16 protein-coding genes are annotated in these 16,247 nt (G+C 74.0%); 8 read left to right on the forward strand and 8 right to left on the reverse strand.

All coding sequences use genetic code 11. The annotated features are described in order from the left end of the window. Positions 1–32 precede the first annotated feature (32 nt). The 6 genes from ACIBTV_RS16475 (at position 33) to ACIBTV_RS16500 (ending at position 7,439) form a co-directional block, all read left to right on the forward strand. Complete coding sequence (locus tag ACIBTV_RS16475; protein ID WP_396705639.1) at positions 33–716, forward strand: TioE family transcriptional regulator; 684 nt, start codon at positions 33–35, stop codon at positions 714–716. A gap of 83 nt (positions 717–799) precedes the next feature. After that, entirely contained in the window at positions 800–2,128 is a 1,329-nt protein-coding gene (locus ACIBTV_RS16480; protein ID WP_396705641.1) for an AAA domain-containing protein, read from the forward strand. A 115-nt stretch (positions 2,129–2,243) separates the two neighbouring features. Next, positions 2,244–2,771 carry a DUF6244 family protein gene (locus ACIBTV_RS16485; RefSeq protein WP_396705643.1) on the forward strand — a complete coding sequence of 176 codons (528 nt, stop codon included), beginning with the start codon at positions 2,244–2,246 and terminating at the stop codon, positions 2,769–2,771. A gap of 167 nt (positions 2,772–2,938) precedes the next feature. After that, positions 2,939–3,340, forward strand: coding sequence for a hypothetical protein (locus ACIBTV_RS16490; protein ID WP_396705778.1), 402 nt, complete (start codon positions 2,939–2,941; stop codon positions 3,338–3,340). A 15-nt stretch (positions 3,341–3,355) separates the two neighbouring features. Continuing rightward, on the forward strand, positions 3,356–3,817 hold the full coding sequence (locus ACIBTV_RS16495) for a SitI3 family protein (protein ID WP_396705645.1): 462 nt from the start codon (positions 3,356–3,358) through the stop codon (positions 3,815–3,817). A gap of 265 nt (positions 3,818–4,082) precedes the next feature. Beyond that, a complete protein-coding gene (locus ACIBTV_RS16500; protein ID WP_396705647.1) occupies positions 4,083–7,439 on the forward strand; it encodes an ATP-binding protein in 3,357 nt (1,118 codons plus the stop codon). A 31-nt stretch (positions 7,440–7,470) separates the two neighbouring features. Here the strand turns inward: ACIBTV_RS16500 and ACIBTV_RS16505 are convergent, their stop codons facing one another. From ACIBTV_RS16505 to ACIBTV_RS16515, 3 genes are read right to left on the reverse strand one after another with little or no spacing between them, the layout of a single operon-like run. Further along, positions 7,471–8,325, reverse strand: a complete 855-nt coding sequence (locus ACIBTV_RS16505; protein ID WP_396705649.1) for an ABC transporter permease — start codon at positions 8,323–8,325, stop codon at positions 7,471–7,473. Next, complete coding sequence (locus tag ACIBTV_RS16510; RefSeq protein WP_396705651.1) at positions 8,322–9,335, reverse strand: ATP-binding cassette domain-containing protein; 1,014 nt, start codon at positions 9,333–9,335, stop codon at positions 8,322–8,324. Before ACIBTV_RS16510 ends, ACIBTV_RS16505 begins: the two co-directional genes overlap by 4 nt. Before the next feature lie 18 nt (positions 9,336–9,353). Continuing rightward, positions 9,354–9,908 carry an NADPH-dependent FMN reductase gene (locus tag ACIBTV_RS16515; RefSeq protein WP_396705653.1) on the reverse strand — a complete coding sequence of 185 codons (555 nt, stop codon included), beginning with the start codon at positions 9,906–9,908 and terminating at the stop codon, positions 9,354–9,356. 136 nt (positions 9,909–10,044) lie between these two features. Here ACIBTV_RS16515 and ACIBTV_RS16520 point away from each other — a divergent pair, with 136 nt between their 5' ends. Further along, complete coding sequence (locus ACIBTV_RS16520; protein WP_396705655.1) at positions 10,045–10,644, forward strand: GNAT family N-acetyltransferase; 600 nt, start codon at positions 10,045–10,047, stop codon at positions 10,642–10,644. A gap of 112 nt (positions 10,645–10,756) precedes the next feature. Here ACIBTV_RS16520 and ACIBTV_RS16525 read toward each other — a convergent pair whose 3' ends face one another. Both ACIBTV_RS16525 and ACIBTV_RS16530 read right to left on the reverse strand, forming a co-directional pair. After that, the gene (locus ACIBTV_RS16525; protein ID WP_396705657.1) at positions 10,757–11,608 is read right to left on the reverse strand and encodes an aldo/keto reductase; all 852 of its coding nucleotides are present in this window, start codon (positions 11,606–11,608) and stop codon (positions 10,757–10,759) included. Between the two features lie 155 nt (positions 11,609–11,763). After that, positions 11,764–12,318, reverse strand: a complete 555-nt coding sequence (locus ACIBTV_RS16530; protein ID WP_396705659.1) for a DUF1697 domain-containing protein — start codon at positions 12,316–12,318, stop codon at positions 11,764–11,766. Between the two features lie 86 nt (positions 12,319–12,404). Between ACIBTV_RS16530 and ACIBTV_RS16535 the strand changes: the two genes are divergently transcribed. Then, entirely contained in the window at positions 12,405–13,448 is a 1,044-nt protein-coding gene (locus ACIBTV_RS16535) for a hypothetical protein (RefSeq protein WP_396705661.1), read from the forward strand. Positions 13,449–13,740: 292 nt separating this feature from the next. Here ACIBTV_RS16535 and ACIBTV_RS16540 read toward each other — a convergent pair whose 3' ends face one another. From ACIBTV_RS16540 to ACIBTV_RS16550, 3 genes are read right to left on the reverse strand one after another with little or no spacing between them, the layout of a single operon-like run. Next, positions 13,741–14,490: a hypothetical protein gene (locus ACIBTV_RS16540; RefSeq protein ID WP_396705663.1), complete on the reverse strand. Its 750-nt coding sequence runs from the start codon at positions 14,488–14,490 to the stop codon at positions 13,741–13,743. Between the two features lie 2 nt (positions 14,491–14,492). Next, entirely contained in the window at positions 14,493–15,287 is a 795-nt protein-coding gene (locus ACIBTV_RS16545; RefSeq protein ID WP_396705665.1) for an ABC transporter permease, read from the reverse strand. Further along, positions 15,284–16,180 carry an ABC transporter ATP-binding protein gene (locus tag ACIBTV_RS16550; RefSeq protein WP_396705667.1) on the reverse strand — a complete coding sequence of 299 codons (897 nt, stop codon included), beginning with the start codon at positions 16,178–16,180 and terminating at the stop codon, positions 15,284–15,286. Before ACIBTV_RS16550 ends, ACIBTV_RS16545 begins: the two co-directional genes overlap by 4 nt. Positions 16,181–16,247 lie beyond the last annotated feature (67 nt).

Consider the following 16,247-nt stretch of genomic DNA (forward strand, 5'->3'; position numbering starts at 1 on the left):
ACCCTCAAACCGGAGGACGTGCCTACCGGCCCGTGGACCTCGCCCGCGAGCACGGCATCTCCACCCAGGCCGTCCGCAACTACGAGCGCGACGGCATCCTGCCGGCCGCCACCCGCACCCCCAGCGGCTACCGCACCTACACCGACCTGCACGCCGCGGCGCTGCGCGCCTACCTGGCGCTCGTCCCCGCGTACGGCTACGGGGCGGCCGCCGAGATCATGCGGGCGGCGACCCGCGGCGAGGTCGACGCGGCGCTGCGTGCCGTGGACCACGGGCACCTGCAGCTGCTGCGGGACCGGGAGACCCTCGACGCCGTCGAGACGACGATCGGCGTGCTCACCGCGGCGCCGCCCCGCGACCGACCCGACCGGCCGCTGACCGTCGGCGCCCTCGCCCACCGCCTCGCCGTGACGCCCGCGACCCTGCGCAAATGGGAACGGGCCGGCGTGCTGACCCCCGGCCGCGACCGGGTGAGCCGGCAACGCCTGTACGACCCGGACGACGTACGCGACGCCGAACTGGCCCACCTGCTGCGTCGGGGCGGCTACCTGCTCGATCACATCGCGACCGTCATGGCGCAGGTCCGCGCCGCGCAGGGGCCGGGGCCGCTGGTCGAGTCCCTCGCCGCGTGGCGGCAGCGGCTGGCCGCCCGCGGCCGCGCGATGCTCACGGCCGGCGGTCACCTCGCCGCCTACCTGACGGCCACCGGCCGCTGACCCGGCGGCGGTGTCGGAGGGTGCCGGTAGGGTGCCGGCAGCGTCGACGCGGCGCTCGCGCATCGGTGGAAAGGGGAGGGCGCGTGCTGGCTGAGCTGGAGTTGCCGCCCGCCGTCGAGGCCGAGCGGGTCATCACCGCCGTGCTGGCGGACGTGCGGTCCGGCGACCACCGCGGTGTCGTGGTCGACTCGCCGCCCGGGGCCGGCAAGTCGACCCTGGTCGTCCGCGCCGCCGTCGAGCTGGCCGCCGCCGACGAGCCGCTCATCATCATCGCGCAGACCAACGAGCAGGTCGACGACCTCATCGACCGGCTCGCCCGCAAGGCGCCCGAGCTGGCCATCGGCCGGCTCTCCGCGGCCGACTACCAGCCGTCGGAGCGGATCCGGGGCCATGCCACGGTCCGGGTCGCCGCGAAGGTCGCCGACCTGGGCAGCGCGGCCGTGCTCATCGGCACGGCGGCGAAGTGGGCCACGGTGACCGAGGGCTGCTGGCCGTGGGCGATCGTCGACGAGGCGTACCAGATGCGCTCGGACGCCCTGCTGCGCGTGGCCGGCAGGTTCGAACGGGCAATGTTCGTCGGCGACCCGGGGCAGCTCGACCCGTTCTCCACCGTCGACACGGCGCGCTGGACGGGCCTCGCCTGGGACCCGATGCAGTCGGCCGTGGCGGTGCTGCTGCGGCACAACCCCGAGCTGCCCGTCCACCGGCTGCCGGTGTCGTGGCGGCTGCCCGCGTCGGCCGCGCCGCTGGTGGCGTCGGCCTTCTACCCGTTCACCGGCTTCCGTGCCGGCACCGGCCCGGCCGACCGGGCGCTGACGCTGACCACCCCGGGCGGGGGCGGCGCGGCCGACGACGCGCTGGAGATGGCGGCGCGCACCGGCTGGGCGCTCTACGCGCTGCCGCAGCGGCAGACCCTCCGCACCGATGTGGAGGCCGCCGCGGCCTGCGCGACCCTCGCCATGCGGCTGCTGGAGCGCGGTGCGGTCGCCGCCTCCGAGCAGGCGCCGACCGGCGCGCCGGTGACCGCCGAGCGCATCGCGATCGGCGCCGCGCACCGCGACCAGGTCGCGGCCATCCGCGCGCAGCTCGGCGCGGCCGGCGCCGGCATCACCGTCGACACCGCCAACCGGCTCCAGGGCCGCGAGTACGACGTGACGATCGTCCTGCACCCGCTCTCCGGGCGGCGGGACGCGACGGCGTTCCACCTGGAGTCGGGGCGGCTGTGCGTGCTGGCCTCGCGGCACCGGCACGCCTGCGTGGTGGTGGCGCGCGACGGCATCGACGAGCTGCTCGACGCCCACCCGTCCACCGAGCCCGTGCACCTCGACGTGCCGGTCAAGTTCCCCGACGGCTGGGAGGCCAACCAGTCGACGATGACGCACCTGCGGGCACACCGCGTGGCCGTCGACTGACACCGTCCACGTGCTTGCCGCCGACGGCGGGCAGCGGCGGGTCGCCCGCTCGGAGCGCAGCCGGTAGGTTCGAGGCCCAGCAGTGCCCGCGCCGTCGATGGAGGTAGCCGACCCCGTGACCCAGGTCGAGACGATCGCCGGGGAACTCCAGGCCCTGCGCGCCGGCGCCGAACGGGCGCAGGGGCTGGCCGCCGCGGCGGACAACCAGGCCCAGGAGATCGCGCTGCGGGCGGCAGCCGCCGGCTTCACCGCCGTCGCGGCGGGCATGACCCGCGTACGCGCCGCGATCGGCGAGCTGCGCGGACGCCTCGGCGGCCTCCTCACCACGATCGACGAGGCGAGCAGGGCCAACTCCGCCGTGCCCCGCGAGGCCACACCGCAGGACACCATCACCGCCTTGACGCCCGTGCATCAGGGCATCGTCGGGGCCCGCGAGGCGTCGGTGGCGACCGGCACCCACATCGGTACGCTGCAGCGGCTCGTCACCACCGCCCTGCACGGCGGGCAACCGGGGCCGATGCTCCAGACGCTGGACGGCATCAAGCAGGTGCTGGCGCTGCTCGCGCAGCGGGCGGGCACCGCCGAGCAGACCGTCGAGGCGGCGATCGCCGCGGCCCGGCGGCTGGGGTCGGCGGGAAACTGACCGGGGCTGGCGGCACCCCACCGACCAGCCCACCCCCCGACATCGCCCCCATTCGCCGCGACGGAGGTGTCAGCGGCTCTCAACGCTTGTGGACGCGGGTGCCGACCGGTGTCTCCGGGGGTGTCCCGACCGGGCCGCGGACGCGAATCCGCGTGCGCGAGGACGAGTTGGTGCGGCGTTCGCTGGAGCTCGAGAACCAGTGCGCGGACGACGTGGCTCACCAGGGTTATCGGGTCCACCAGAACCCGGCGACACGGGAGGTGGCGTCGGCTCGGCTCGACACGGGTGACACGGGCGACCCGGACAAGGCACCGGACTTTCTCATCGAGGACCATGTCTTCGACTGCTATTCGCCCACCCAGAGCAGATCAGTGCGGGGAGTGTGGGATGCGGTGCGGGAGAAGGTTGAGGATGGACAGACTCAGCGTGTCGTGCTGAACCTCCACGACTGGCGGGGTGATGTCGCCGCCCTTCAGAGGCAGTTCGACGATTGGCCGGTGGCACGGTTGAAGGAATTGGTGGCGGTCACACGGGGCGGGGCGATCGTGCAGATCGTGCGACGAGACTGAGGAGAGGCGAGCGAGGTGTCGATTGATTTCCGCCTTACCGTGGCGGGGAATGTTCCCTTGGACGAGGTGGCGTCCTCGGTTGCGCCGGATGCTGTCGAAACTCGGACTCCCTCCGGCGGGCGCGCGTTCAAGGCGTCGCACAACGAGGAGTTCGGCTACGTCGTGGACATCACGTCGGGTGAGCACGGCTATGTCGAGGCGGAGGACGACGACGGCTCCCAGTGGACGTGGGAGCCGGAGCGCTACGTCAAGATCAGCTTCGCGATGCAGAAGGAGGAACTGGCCGACAAGGGCGTCCCGCACATGCTCGCCGCGGTGAGTCGGGTGCTGACCGAACGCCCTGAGGACGCGGCGCTGACGCTGAACAGCAACTGGTTGCTGCTCACTCGGCAGGGCGGCGACCTTCGTAAACACCAGCCCAGTTGGTGGAGCCACTACGGACTGGAAGGCTCGGAGATCGCTCCCCGGCTTGGCTGAGCGCGGTCGAAGTCGGCTGCTCGGTCGACGCACGTCGGGTACGAGTCGCCACTCGCGTCGCGGGCCTTGTCTCGGTGAGCGCGATGACTCAGCGTCATAGTTATGCCTCTCAGTCATAACCCTCACGAGCATAAGAGGCCCGCTGGCCGTGCGCGCGGTCCGCGACAACCGGCGGGACTCTGACGCCGGCGACCGGCGGACGGCGGGGAAGCGACACGTAGTCGTCACCCAGGGTGTCGGTGGGTTCCGCTACGGTCGGAGCGTCATGGACGCGCGGGCCGGCGAGGCGATCATCGGGCGGGATCATCCCGCGGGCGGGCTGCGCGCCGAGTTGGAACGCGTGATGACCAGTCACGGCGGTCTCGTCCTCGTCACCGGCGAGCCGGGCATCGGCAAGACGACCCTCGTCACCGCCGCCGCCCGGGAGGCCCGTCAGCGGGGTGCATTGGTGCTCGGCGGCGCCTGCTGGGATTCGGACAGCGCCCCCGGCTACTGGCCGTGGGTGCAGGTGCTGCGCCGCCTGCGTGGCTCCGCCGACGACTGGGCGATCGCCCAGGAGGTCGCCGAACCGGGTCTCGGCGTCCTGCTCGGTGAGGGCCAGCGCGGCGTGGGCGGACCGGACGGCGGTGAGCAGGACGAGCGCGGCGACCGGGAGGAGTTCGCCCTCCACGACGCGGTGACCACCGCCCTGGTGGCGATCTCGCAGCGCCGACCGGTGGTGGTGGTCATCGACGACCTGCACTGGGCCGATCCCGCGACGCTGCGGCTGCTGGAATTCGCCGCCCAGCACACGTGGTTCGAGCGGCTGCTGCTGATCGGCACCTACCGCGACGCCGAGGTCGAGGCCGGTGACCATCCGCTGCGCCCGCTGCTGATGCCGCTGCTGGCCAAGGCCACGACGCTCACCCTCACCGGCCTGTCCCGCGACGAGGTGGGCACGCTCATGCGGCGTACGGCCGGGCAGGAACCGGCCGCGGACCTCGTCGACGAGGTGCACCGGCGTACCGGCGGGAATCCGTTCTTCGTGGAGCAGACCGCCCGGCTGTGGCGGGCCGAGGGGGCGATCGGCACCATCGCTCCCGGCGTACGCGAAGCGGTCCGTCGCCGCCTCGCCCAGCTTCCCCGGGCGGTGGTCGAGGCGCTCAGCGTGGCCGCCGTGCTGGGCCGTGAGTTCCACCGGCAGGTCCTCGCGGCGTGCGCGGCGACGCCCGCCGCTCAGGTCGACCGGCTGCTCGACCGTGCGGTCACCGCCCGGCTGGTGGTGGCCCGCGGCGGGGGGCGGTTCGCCTTCGCCCACGACCTGGTGCGGGAGACGCTCTACGACGGTCTCGCCGACGACGACCGGCGCGCCCGGCACGCCGCCGTGGTGCGGGCGGTCGGCGGAGCCGCGGAGCTGACCGAGCGGCTGGTCCCGGCCGACCTGGCCCGCCACGCCTACCTGGCCGGGGCCGCCCTCGATCCGTCGCGCGTCACCGACCTGCTCGTCGGCGCCGCGCGGGACGCCGGCGGGCGGTTGGCCGTGGACGAGTCGGTGGTGCACTTCCGGCGGGCGTTGGAGGTCGTCCAGGACCCGACGCGCCGGGTGAAGATCACTCTTGAGTACGCCCAGATGCTGTTCCAGTCCGGTGCCTCCGCCGACGCTCGCCGACTGCTCGCCGACGCCGCGACGCTCGTGCTCACGCTCGACGAGCCGGTGATGCTGGCCCGGGTCGCGCTCACCGTTCACCAGCACGGGCAGACCAGCGCGGGGCTTCCCGCGAGGTCCGACGAGTTGCTGCGCGAGGCGTACCGGCGACTGATCGGCGACCCCGACGAGTCGCTGCCGGAACGCACCCTCGTCACCGATCTGATCACCGCCACCGAGACGGTGGCCCGCCGTGGCCAGGACGACGAGGCGCTCACCTTCACCCTCTGGGCCCGCCACGACGCCACCTGGGGGCTCGGCACCGCCGCCGACCGGGCGGCCATCACCGCGGAGATCCGGGAGGTGGCCCGGCGTACGGGCGACCGGGAGACCGAGATGTGGGCGACCTCGCTGCGCTGGGTCGCGCTGCTGGAGCTCGGCGACCCGCGCTACCTCGCCGAGTGGACGTCCTTCGTCGCCGACGGGCAGGCCAGCGACGTGGCGCGGCAGCGGATGGCGGCCGCCATCGACGGCGGCATCATCGCCGGGTTCCGTGGCGACTTCGCCCGGTCCGACGCGCACTTCGCCGTCCTGGACGACCTCGGGGAGACACCCGCCACCGACTTCGCCTTCCTCACCCACCACCTGCGCTGGGCCCGCCTGCTGCTGCAGGGCCGCTTCGAGGAGATAGCCGACTTCCTCGACGGCCTCGACGCCAGTGACCACCCCCACCTGGATCTGGTTCGCGCGATCACGGCGGCCGAGCGCGGCGACGGTGACACGGCGGTCCGGATCACCGCCGGCATCGAGGCGGCCGGCACCACGTACGCCCGGGCGGTCTCGCCGTTGTGGTTGCGCCTGCGCGCGCAGGCCGCCGCGGCGGCGGGCGACGATCAGCGCTGCGCGCAGGCTCAGGCCGAGCTGGCCCCACACCGTGGACAGTGGATGGTCGCGCTGTACGGCTGCGACATCGGCGGTCCCGTCGACCACTGGCTCGCGCTGCTGGACGCCGCCCAGGAACGCTGGGACGACGCCGTCGCCGGCTTCCAGGCCGCCCGGGACGCGGCCGACCGGCTGGGTGCCCGCCCCTGGTCCGTCCTCGCCCGCGCCGCGCTCACCGAAGCCCTGGTCCGCCGCGACCGGCCCGCCGACGCGGTCGTCGTGGCGACGCTGCGGGCCGAGACCCTACGGGACGCCGAGGCGCTCGGCATGCGGCAGGTGCTCGACCGGCTCGCCCTGACCACGCCCAGCCGAAGCGCGCACCTCGACGCCACGGGCCACACGTCCGCCGGCCGCGTCGGCGCCGACGCCGGCCGCGAGGCGGCGGTGATGACGACCGTTGCGCGCACCGCCGATGGGACGGGCGTCGCGGGCACTGTCGACGGGACGGCCGGTGCCACGACCACGACCCGGCCGGGTGCCGCTGCAGCGGTCGTCGCGCCGCCCACCGTGGCGTACGGGTTCCGGCGCGACGGGCCGGTCTGGGAGCTCGCCTACGCGGGCCTGGTCGTCCACCTGCCCGACGCCAAGGGCCTGCACGACCTGCACCTGCTGCTGTCCCGGCCGGGAAGTGACGTCCCTGCGGTCGAGTTGCTCGACCCGGCCGCCGGTCCGGAGCTGGTCGCCGCCCGCCGGTTGGGCGCCGATCCGGTGCTGGACGACGAGGCCAAGGCCCGCTACCGGCGACACCTGGACCGGCTGGACGACGAGATCGACCGGGCCGCCGCGCGTGACGACGGCCGGAAGGTGGCCGCCCTGGAGGCGGAGCGCACGGCGTTGCTCGACGAGCTACGGGCGGCGGCGGGGCTGGCCGGGCGCAGCCGTCGGCTCGGCGACGAGGCGGAGCGTGCCCGCAAGGCGGTGACCGCCCGGATTCGGGACACGCTGCGCAAGTTGGACGACCGCCATCCGGCGCTCGCCGCGCACCTGCGGGAGACGGTGTCGACCGGGAGTAGCTGCCGCTACCTCCCGGTCGAATCCCTGCCCTGGCGCCTCTGACCCCGGCCCCGGGCTCGGCGGCCGGAGCCGGTCAGCGGCGGTTGTAGCGGTACATCGTCAGGGTGCCGAAGACGACGACGAAGCCGGCGCTCCAGAGCAGCAGCCACATCATGTTGGACGGGTCGGACGAGCCGGCCATCGCGGCGCGGACCGACGCGACGAGGTGGGTGATCGGGTTGACCTTCACGAACGCCTGGAGCCAGCCGGGCATGGTGCTCGGCTCGACGAACACGTTGCTGAGGAAGGTCAGCGGGAACAGCACCATCATGCTTACGCCCATCACCGACTTCTCGCTGCGCAGCACCAGGCCGAAGAACGTCCAGACCCAGGAGAAGGCGAACGAGAAGACCACCAGCAGGCCGATGCCGGCGGCGACGCCGAGCACGCCGCCGTCGGGGCGGAAGCCCAGCACCAGCCCGACGCTGAGGATCACCACGGCCGCCAGGATGTAGCGCAGCACGTCGCCGAAGATCATGCCGACCAGGGCGGCCGGTCGCCAGACCGGCAGGGTCCGGAAGCGGTCGAAGATGCCCTTCTCGATGTCGGTGTTCAGCCCGACGCCGGTGTACATGGTGATCATGACGACGCTGGTGACCATGATGCCGGGCAGGAAGAACTGCAGGTAGTCGCGCGGGCTGTCGGCGAGGGCGCCGCCGAACAGGTACGTGAACATCAGCACCATGATGATCGGGAACGCGGTCACGTCGAAGAGCTGCTCGGGCACGTGCTTGATCTTCAGCAGGGCCCGCCAGCCGAAGGTGAACGACGCCGACAGGGCACTGGGCCTGGGTGGCCGCGCGCCGGGCGCGAGGACCGTCGCGAGCGCCTCGGTGGAGGGTACGTAGACGGACGGCGCCCGCTCCGTCGTGGTCGTGGTGTCGCTCATCGGGCTGCCTCCAGCTGCTCGTCCCGCTCGTCGGCCGGAACGGCGGGGTGGTCGGTCAGGGCCAGGAAGACCTCGTCCAGGCTGGGCTGGCCGAGGGAGAAGTTGTCGACGACGATGCCGGCGCGGGCCAGCTCGGCGAGAGCCCGCGCGGCCTGCTCGCCGGCGGCGAGGTCGCTGCCCTCGCCGCCGACCCGCGCGGTCAGGGCCACCGGGTCGGGTTCGAGCTGCACCGGCACGCCGAGCGCCGCCAGCAGCACCTTCTCCGCCTCGGGCCGCTGCCCCGCGTCCCGCAGTCGCAGGTGGACGGTGCCGGAGCCGACGGACGACTTCAGCTCACCGGGGGTGCCCTCCGCGATCACCCGGCCGTGGTCGACCACCGCGATCCGGCCGGCGAGCTGGTCCGCCTCGTCCAGGTACTGCGTGGTCAGCAGCACCGTGGTGCCGTGCGCCACCACCGCCCGTACGATCTCCCACACCTGGTTGCGGCTGCGCGGGTCGAGGCCGGTCGTCGGCTCGTCGAGGAACAGCAGGTCGGGAGTGTTCAGGATGCTCGCGGCGATGTCGATGCGCCGCCGCATGCCACCCGAGTACTTCTTTACCTGCCGGCCACCCGCCTCGGTCAGCCCGAACGCGGCCAGCAGCTGCTCGGCCCGGTCGCGGGCGGCCTGCTTGCGCAGCCCCAGTAGCCGGCCGAGCAGCACCAGGTTCTCGATGCCGGTCAGGTCCTCGTCGATGGACGCGTACTGGCCGGTGAGGCTGACCCGGGCCCGGACCTTGTCGGCCTCGGCCACCACGTCGTGGCCGAACACCTGGGCCCGCCCGCCGTCGGGCCGCAGCAGGGTGGCCAGCACCCGCACCGCGGTGGTCTTGCCGGCGCCGTTCGGGCCGAGCAGGCCGTAAACGGTGCCGGCGGGCACCCGCAGGTCCATCCCGGCCAGGGCCCGGGTCTCCCCGAACGACCGGGTGAGGCCCTCGGCCTCGATGGCCGGGCCGGTCGTGCGCTTACTCATGGTTGTCCTTCCTTCTCGTCAGGAGACGTACGGGCGCGCCGCGCGGCCCTCGCGCAACGCCAGGCCCCACCAGCGGAGCTGGTCGAGCAGGACGCGGGCGTCCTGGCGGAGCTGGTCGGCGTGCAGCGGCGTCGGTTCGCCGCAGAGCAGGTCGACGCCGACGACGTCGCGCACCGTCGTCGCGTGCAGCGCGGTGAAGACCGTGCGGAGCTGGTCCACCGCGTGCAGGCCGGTGGAGCGGCAGCCGTACGCGACGAAGCCGACCGGTTTGGCCTGCCACTCGTCGTACGCGTAGTCGATCGCCTGTTTCAACGAGGCCGGAAAGCTGTGGTTGTACTCGGGGGTGACCACGACGAACGCGTCCGCCCGGCGTACCTCGCCGACGAACGACCGGATGGCGTCGGTCGGCTCGGCGGGATAGGCGCCGGGGAAGTCGTACGCGGCGAGGTCGACCACGGTCACCGCCAGGTCGTCGCGCAGGCGTGCCTGGTCGACGAACCAGCCGGCGACCCGGTCGCCCATCCGGCCCTCACGGGTGCTGCCGATGATCACGGCGAGCCGCAACGGCGTCATGGTGCCCCCTCCCGGCCTCGGGTCTCACCCGGAAGGCGCGAGAAGCCGGCGCGCCGCCCGCTAGACCGGATCTGGCGGAGCGCGGATCGGGGGGAGCGCGCCGGGTCGACGCTCGTTGAAATGTCAGGGCAGTCCTGTGGACTGGACTGCGGGGGACCGGACCGAGGGGGTGGTCGGCGTGGCGGGCGTACGCATAAGGCCGTGGAGCGAGGACGATCTGGATCTGTTGCGGCAGCTCAACGCACCGGAGATCCGCGCGCACACCGGCGGGTCGGAGACCGCTGAGCAGGTGCTGGCGCGGCACGAGCGCTACGTGCGGTTCGACGCCGACGGCTGCATGTACGCCGTGGTGCTGCCGGACGGCGCGAAGGTGGGCAGCGTTGGCTACTGGGAGCGGGAGTGGCGCGGCGAGCACGTCTACGAGATGGGCTGGGCGGTGCTGCCCGCGTACCAGGGGCGGGGGCTGGCGACCGCCGCGGTGCGCGCGGTGGCCGACGTGGCCCGCGCCCGGCGGACGCACCGCTGGGCGCACGCCTACCCGTCGGTCGACAACCCGCCGTCGAACGCGGTCTGCCGCAAGGCCGGGTTCACGCTGGTCGGCGAGACCGAGTTCGAATACCCGCCGGGCCGGCTGATGATCTCGAACGACTGGCGTCTCGACCTGACCGTGCCGGCGGGGACGGGCCGACCGGCGCCCGACGCGGACGGGGCGGGGATGCGGGCACCCGCCTGCTGACGGGGCCGACGCCGGGGATGCCGTCCCCGCCCCGGCCGATCACCTACGTCGCCGAGCCCGGCTCGCCGACCCAGGCGGCCTTCCGTCGACTCGCCGGGCTCGTCACGTCACCTCAGGCCGGCAGGTAGTCGAAGGTGTCCGGGTCGGCGCCCTGCCGCCCGGCCGCGCCCCGGTCGAGCGAGGTGATCCGCTCCATCGTCGCGTCGTCGAGGGTGAAGTCGAAGATCTGGAAGTTCTCCTCGACGCGGGCCGGCGTGGTCGACTTGGGGAAGACGACGTCGCCGCGCTGCACGTGCCAGCGCAGCACCACCTGCGCCGGCGTACGACCGACCAGTTCGGCGATGTCGACGATCGTCGGGTCGTTGAGCACCTTGCCCTGCGCGATCGGCGACCACGCCTCGGTGAGGATGTTGTGCTCCCGGCCGTAGTCGCGCACCTGCTCGTTGCCGAAGTACGGGTGCACCTCGATCTGGTTCACCGCCGGCACCGCGTCGGCCTCGGCGGCCAGCCGCTCCAGGTGCGCCACCTGGAAGTTCGACACGCCGATCGAGCGGGCCCGCCCGTCGCGCTGGAACTCCTCCAGCGCCTTCCAGGTCGACACGAAGTCACCGTCGTACAGGGTGGGCAGCGGCCAGTGGATCAGGAACAGGTCGATGTAGTCCATCTTCAGCGCCGACAGCGTCGACTCGAACGCCTTGCGGGCGTCGTCCGGCCGGTGGAAGGCGTTGCTCAGCTTGCTGGTGACGAAGACCTCGCCGCGATCCAGCCCGGATTCACGGACCGCCTCGCCGACCTCCGCCTCGTTGCCGTACATCTGCGCGGTGTCGATGTGCCGGTAGCCGACCCGCAGCGCCGTGGTGACCGCCTCTGCGGTGTCCTTCGGCTCGATCTGGAAGACCCCGAAGCCGAGCTGCGGGATGGTGTTGCCGTCGTTCAGGTTGATGGTGGGGACCGTGTTCGCCACAGGGGCTCCTTCGCACGTCGTCCGGACGCCCGGCCCGGGAGCGCTTCCGCGCCGTCCGGGCCGGACCTGCCATCCCCGCCCCATACCCGCCGCGCGCGGACTCACGGACTCGCGGCCGGTGATCCGGGCCACAGGCGCCCGCCGGGTGATCACACCTATCGGGCGGGTTGGCGCCCGGCCGCCAGGTCGGCCAGCGCGCGCACCGAGCGCCAGTTGCGGGTGGTCGCCACCACCCCGAGCTTCTTCTCCAGGTACGCGTTGGTGAACTTCGACCGGCCGTACCCGCCCTTCGGGTAGTGCAGGTAGACCTCCCGCCCGGTGACGGTGAAGTTCACCTCCTCCCCGTCGGGCACGGTCAGCGCGTCCACGACGGCGGGCTTCGGGGTGCTGGCGAGGAACGCCACCAGCAGCTTCGTCGGGTCGTCCTCCCGCGCGGCGTAGGGGTTGCCGTCGGCGAGCGCGGCCAACTCCCGGGCGCTGCGCACCAGCACCGGGACGGTCAGGCCCAGGTCGTCGGCGAGCGCTCGCTCGAGGCCGGCGGCCAGCCGCCCGGCGTCCCGTACGTCGCTGGCGAACACCACGTTGCCGCTCTGCAGGTACGTCCGCGCGTCGGCGTGCCCGAGGTCGGTGACGATCCGGCGCAGGTCGGCCATGGCGAGCCGGGTGCTGCCGACGTTGACCCCGCGCAGCAGCGCGACGTAGACGGTCATGGCGCCTCCTCGACGGGCCGACTGCCGCCAGCCTAGGCGCCGGGCGGGGGTCAGCGCGCCGGGCGGGCGGCGGTTACCGTGCGGTGATGCGTTGCGCGCGCCTGCTCGGGCTGCTCCTCGCCACCGCCGCCGTCGTGCTGTGGGCGGTCAACATGACCGTGCTGCAACCGCTGACCGAGCCGATCGGCCCCTGGTCGGAGAGCCTTCCCGGCAACAACGCCTACTGGGCCCGCGACCTGCGGTTCGCCACGATCGTCGCGGTCGTGCTGGCGTTGGTGCTCGCCGGGCGCGGCGACCGGCGCTGGGTCGGGCCCGCCGTGCTGCTCGGCGGTGGCTGGGTCGCGGCCGACGTGGCGGTCGACCGTGCCGACCCGACCGGCGCTGGGCCGACCGTGCTGCTCGCCGTCGGCGGCTGCGCGGTGCTCGCCGCCCTGGTGCCGTTTCTGGTACGCCGCGCCGCACGACCGTCCGCCGCGGAGTCTCCGGTCGGCGGGGCGCACCGGCGGGTGTTGGCCGTCGCGGCCTGCGTGGCCGGGGTACTCACCCTGGTGGCCGCCGGGATCGAGTCGCCGACGGACCGGGAGCCGGAGCTGAACCCGTCGGCGTTCGCCACGGCCGCGCTGCTGGCTGTGGTGGCCCTCGGCTGCGCGGTGGCGGCGGCGCCCATCCCGACCTGGCCCCGGCGCTGGTCGGCTGTCGCCACGGCCACGGTGACGTTCCTCGCCATCGGCTGGGTACGCACCGTCTCCCCTGTGGACGGACGCCTGCTGCCTACGGTCCTCCTCGGCGGGGTGCTGCTCACCGGGCTCACCTTCGTGGCGTGGGACTGGCCGTACGGCCGGCCGGACTGGGGCCGGCATGCGCTCGCCGCGTTCGCGACGCTGGTCGGCCCGATGGCGATGCTGCTCGTGGCGGCCGTCGCGATGATGATGCTGCCCGTCGCGGCGCCGATCACCGCGCTGGCCGGCAACAGCCCGATCAACTCCGCCGACTCCGACGTCCTGCTCTCCCTGGCCGGGGTGCTCGCCGGCCTCGGGATGTCGGTGCTGCTCGCCTGGCCGCCGGCCCTGACCGGGCGACCCACCGCCCCCGCGTCCACGCCGACCGGGCCGGTCGGCCCGCAGGTTTGAGGGCGGGCGGCACCGGCCCGCTGCTTGCGCCCGCCTCGCCTCGCTCCGGGCGGGTCCCGCTCGATCGGGATGCCTCGGCCGAAGCGGATGTCCCGACAAGGCCGATGACTCAGAGGCATGTTTATGCCTCTGAGTCATGGCGTTTCCGAGGAATGCGTCGCCGGAGGGCCGCGTCGCCGCCGCCAGCCGCGTCGCCGCCGCCAGCCGCGTCGCCGGGGCCGCGACGCCGCCGAACGCGTCGCCGGAGGGCCGCGCCGCCGCCCGCCGCGAACCGCCCGCCGCGGTCAGCAGCTCAGCGCCGGTCGGTCTCGGGTTCGACGGCCGGCGTCGGATGCTCGGCGTCGGGGACGACGGCACGGGTGGTCAGGCGCCACTGCTGCCGGCGCTCCTCGTCCCGCACGACCACGCCGATCCGGCCCAGCTCGCGGCGCAGCTCCCGCGCGTCGTCGCGGCGGTCGTGGCTCACCGCGTCCTGGCGGGCGCGCAGCAGGGCGTCGGCGCCGACCGGCAGTCCCGGCAGCCCCGGGACCCACAGCCGGTACGCCGCCCGGTGCGGGTCCTCCTCCGCCCACGGCCAGCCGTGGCTCCGGAAGGCGGCGCGCAGCCGGTCCTGGGACAGGTCGGATCGTTCCCGGACCAGTTCGCCGCCGTCCGCGTCCAGCAGCACCAGGTCCCGGCCGTCGACGAGCACCACCCGGACGTCCCGGCGGGGGACCTCCCGCTGCCGCCCGTCGCGGCGCAGGCCGACCCGCTCGCGGTCCACCCGGACGATGAGCCGCTGGGCGGTGCCGGCGGAGGCGAGCAGCCCGCCGCCCAGCACCCCCAGCAGCGCGGCCCCGATCGTCAGCTCCGGTTGGGGCAGCCGGGACAGCGCCTCGAACAACCCCTGCATCGGCGCCCAGGGCAGGTCGGCGACCCAGCTTGCCGTCCGTCCCAGCAGGGCGCCGGCACCCGCGCCGAGCAGCGGGAACCCGCCCCACAGGACGACCAGTTCGCTCGCCCCGCCGCTGACCGTGGTACGCGTGCCCGGCGCGCCGTCCATCGTCAGGCCACCTCGCGGCGCAGCGTACGGACCAGCCCGGCGGCCAGCGGCACGGCCAGCCAGACCAGCAGCGACACGGCCAGCCGGCCCCACTGCTCACCGGTCAGGTCACCGCCGAACAGGGGCTCCATGGTCCGGCCGGTGTCCAACCAGCCGGCCGGACCCCGCAACGCGGGCACCACCTCGCCGAGGATCGACCAGACGGTGGGCAGCAGCAGGTAGCTCACGATCGCCAGCGGGGTGTTGAGCAGCAGCAGGCCGAAGCCGGCACCCATCAGCACGTTCGCCACCTGGAAGACGACGGCGTTCAGGAGCAGCGTCTCGTCGAACCGCCACTGACCTCCGTCGCCGATGGCACCGGCGACCAGCGTCCCGGCGGCGGCCACCGCCAGGCTCGCCAGCACCGAGGCGAGGGCCGCGAGCACCACGGTGACCAGCTTCGCGGCGACCACCCGCTCCCGGCGGGGCACCAGGGCGTACGTGACGAGCGCCGTGCGCTGGGACCACTCGGCGGTGATGGAGAGGATGCCCAGCACCGGCAGCAGCAGGCCCACCGGGAACAGCGACGGTACGAAGAACGTGGCGAACGTCTGGTCCGCCTCGTCGGCGTAGGCGAGTTGGAGCACCACGATCACGGCGGTGGTCAGCCCGATCGTGATGAGCAGCCAGAGCCCGGCCCGGGTGTCGGCGAGCTTGCGCAGCTCCACCCCGGTCAACCGGAGCAGGGACGGCGGGCGTACGCCCCGGTGGTGCTCGGGCGCGACGGTGGGCGCGCCGGTCGCGGCGGTCGTGGTCACTTCCCGGCCTCCTCGGTCGGTTCGGCGGCGGCGGTGAGGGTGAGGAAGAGCTGTTCCAGCCCGCCGTCGGCGGGGCGCAGCTCGGTCAGCACGACCCCGGCGGTCGCGGCGGCCTGCCCGACGGCCTCGCCGTCGGCGCGGACCAGCAGCCCGTCCGTGCCGTCGGTCGCGGCGAGGCCGGCGGCGTCCAGGGCGCGGCGCAGCGCCGCCCTGTCCCGGGCTCGCACGAGGGTGGCGCCACCGGCGAGCAGCTCGGTCTTGTCGCCCTGGGCCACGATCCGGCCGCCCCCGATCACCACCAGCCGGTCCGCGACCGCCTCCACCTCGCGCAGCAGGTGGGAGGAGAGCAGCACGGTGCCGCCCCGGTCGGCGAAGTCGCGCAGCAGCCCGCGCATCCAGAAGATCCCCTCCGGGTCGAGCCCGTTGGCGGGCTCGTCGAGGATCAGCACCCGCGGGTCGCCCAGCAGCGCCAGCGCCAGGCCGAGCCGCTGGCGCATACCCAACGAGTACGCCCGGACCCGCCGCCTGGTGGCCGCCCCGTCCAGCCCGACCAGGTCGAGCTTCGCGGCCACCGCCCGCCGGTCCACCCCCATCGTGTACGCGGCGACGGTCAGCGCCTCCCGTCCGCTGCGGCCGGCGTGCTGGGCCGAGGCGTCGAGCAGGACGCCGATCTCCCGGCCCGGGTTGGGCAGCTGCCGGTAGGGCCGCCCACTGATGGTGGCCCGGCCGGCGGTCGGCGGGGTGAGACCGCAGATCATCCGCAGGGTGGTGGACTTGCCCGCGCCGTTCGGCCCGAGGAACCCGGTGACCGTGCCGGGCTCACAGCGGAACGAGACGTCGTCGACGGCCGTGTGCCGGCCGTACCGTTTGCTGAGGTGCTCGACGCTGATCATGCCGGTGAGCCTGCCGGCGCCACCCGGTCGTCCGCTGCGGCCGGCGGTCGGCGCCCGCACCGACCTT

The organism is Micromonospora sp. NPDC049366, assembly GCF_044466625.1.
Classification (GTDB): domain Bacteria; phylum Actinomycetota; class Actinomycetes; order Mycobacteriales; family Micromonosporaceae; genus Micromonospora.